The organism is Actinomadura bangladeshensis, from assembly GCF_004348335.1.
Taxonomy (GTDB): Bacteria; Actinomycetota; Actinomycetes; order Streptosporangiales; family Streptosporangiaceae; genus Spirillospora; species Spirillospora bangladeshensis.
On the sequence record NZ_SMJW01000480.1, the window covers coordinates 1 to 2,540 of the forward strand.

Sequence of the window (2,540 nt, forward strand, 5' to 3'; positions counted from 1 at the left end):
CCCCGGCCCCGGCCGCCCCGGCACCTCCGGCTCCGGCGGCACCCGCACCGGCACCGGCACCTCCGGCCCCGGCGGCACCCGCACCGGCGGCTCCCGCTCCTGCCGCACCGGCCGCGCCCGCTCCCGCCGCACCGCCCGAGCCGAGGGCGAGCGCCGTGAGCGGGAACAGCATCGACAGCGCGGCGGCCGCGCCCGCGAGCGTCCGGACGCCGCGCCCCTCCCAGTCGCCGCCGTACGCGCCCGCTGCGACCGACTCCAGCTCCGACACGAACGCCGCCGCCCCCATCGGGCGGTCCCACGGGTTCTTCGCCAGGCCGCGCTCGATCAGCGGGCGCAGCGGCTCGGGGACGTCCTCGACGGGGATCGGCGCCGTGAGGTGGCGGCCCATGAGGCCGACCTGGTCCTCGGCGGTGTAGGGGCGGCGTCCCGTCACGCACTCGAAGAACACGCACGTCGCCGCGTACACGTCGGTCGCGGGGGAGGCGGGCTCGTCCCGCCACTGCTCGGGCGCCATGTAGACGGGCGTTCCGGACCGTCCCGCGGCGCCCGCGTCCACGGCGATGCCGAAGTCGATCAGCTTGCTCAGCCCGTCGCCGCGCACGATCACGTTCGCGGGCTTGTAGTCCCGGTGGACGATGCCGAGGTCGTGCGCGGCGGCCAGCCCCAGCAGAGAGCCCTTGAGGACCGCCAGCGCCGCCTCCGGCGCCAGCGGCCCCCGCTCGGCGAGCACCGCCTTGAGCGGCGCGCCGTCCACGGCCTCCATCACGATGGCCGCGCCGTCCGGCCGCTCGACCAGCCCGAACAGCTCCGCGACGAACGGGTTGCGCAGCCGGCTCAGCAGCGCGGCCTCGCCGCGGAACCGCTCCCGGAACTCCGCGTCCCCGGCGAGCGCCGCGCCGAGGTACTTGATCGCCGCCGGCCGTCCGGTCGCGTCATGGCGGGCCAGCACGACCCGCCCCTGCGCGCCCTCGCCGAGCACCCGCAGCTCGCTGTACCCCGGGACCTGCCATCCGCCCATGAACCGCCCCCATCACCTGCCCGACCCTGATGGGGGTTATATCGGATCACGAGCCCGGCCCACGAGACTTATCCCCAGAACCCCGTTCACCCGCGGACTGCCGCCCGGCACCCCGATGATCGTCCCGAGACGTGCACGGCGGCCGGACGCTCCGGGGCCGTGCGCGAGGTCAGGCGGCGATGGGTTCGGGGTGGGTGTTGGTGGGATCGGTGGATTCGGCCGGTACGGCGGTGGCGACGTCCATGGACGTGCGGAGCGGGACGAAGCGGGCACCGGCCGCGATGACGAGGGCGAGGACGACGACGGTGCCGACGCCGAGGCGCAGCGACGTGGCGTCCGAGAGGAAGCCGACCACGACCGGGCCGAGCAGCAGGCCGCCGTAGCCCATCGCGCCGACCTGGGCGACGGCCGCGGCGGGACGGTCCGGCGCGGCGCTCCCGGCCAGCGAGATCGTCGTCGGGACGACCGTGCACACGACCAGCCCGGTCACGAAGAACCCGGCGATCGCGACACCCGGGTTCGGCGCCAGCACGACGACGGTCATGGCGGCGGCGGTCCCGAGGCCCGCGCCGGTCAGCAGCCGGCGGGTGCCGAGGCGCATCCGGACGCGGTCGCCGGCCAGCCGGCCGATGAGCATCGCCAGCTCGAACACCGGGTAGCCGATCGCGGCCACGGCCTCGGTCGCGCCGAGCTCGTCGTGCAGGAGCAGGCCGCTCCAGTCGGCGATCGAGCCCTCGGTCATGAACGCGATGAAGCCGAGGGCGCCGATCAGGTACACGGCGACCGGCATGCGGCGCGCTTTGCGCCCCGTCCCGGCCGCGGCGGGCGCCACCGGGTCGGGCAGGTAGGTGCGGCCGAGCGCGAGCCCGGCGGGCAGCGAGATCAGCGCGGCGGCCAGCACGGTCTCGGTGAACCCGAACCCGGCGGCGGCCGTGGCGACGCCGAACAGCCCGCCGCTCATCGCGCCGACGCACCACCCGGCGTGCATTCCGCTCATGATGGAGCGGCGGTACGCCTGCTCGACGACGCTGCCCTGCGCGTTCATCGCGATGTCGGTGACACCGAACGTCATGCCGAACACCGCGACGGCGGCGAGCAGGACGCCGTAGCTCGGCGCGAGCGCCACCGCCGCGTAGGACACCGCGGTCAGCGGCAGCGCCACCCGCAGCACCGCCCGGCTGCCCGCGCGCGCCATCACGCCCCGCAGCGCCTGCATGGCCGCGATCGCACCGAGCCCCCAGACGAGGACGACGATGCCGATCTCGCCCTCGCTCGTCCCGAACTTGCCGGCCAGCGCGGGCATGCGCGCCACCCACACCCCGGTCAGCAGACCCGCGAGCGCAAAGGTCAGGAACGTCCCGGAACGGGCACGCGACAGCATGGTTCACCTCTTCCTCGTCCAGTCGGGGCACACCCCGGCAGCACCGCCAACGCGGCGATATGACGGACATCGGCCCCAGCCACACCGTCCCGGCATGGCTTCGCGTGCGGGGGTGTCCGCTGGGTTGGTCAGGGGGCGGGG

Annotated in this window: 2 protein-coding genes; both read right to left on the reverse strand. The window is 75.5% G+C overall.

All coding sequences use genetic code 11. The annotated features are described in order from the left end of the window. A partial coding sequence (locus tag E1284_RS40115) for a serine/threonine-protein kinase (protein ID WP_131945343.1) occupies positions 1 to 1,018 on the reverse strand: 1,018 nt, incomplete at its 3' end. 169 nt (positions 1,019 to 1,187) lie between these two features. Next, positions 1,188 to 2,399, reverse strand: a complete 1,212-nt coding sequence (locus tag E1284_RS40120) for an MFS transporter (protein ID WP_131945344.1) — start codon at positions 2,397 to 2,399, stop codon at positions 1,188 to 1,190. Positions 2,400 to 2,540: the final 141 nt, after the last annotated feature.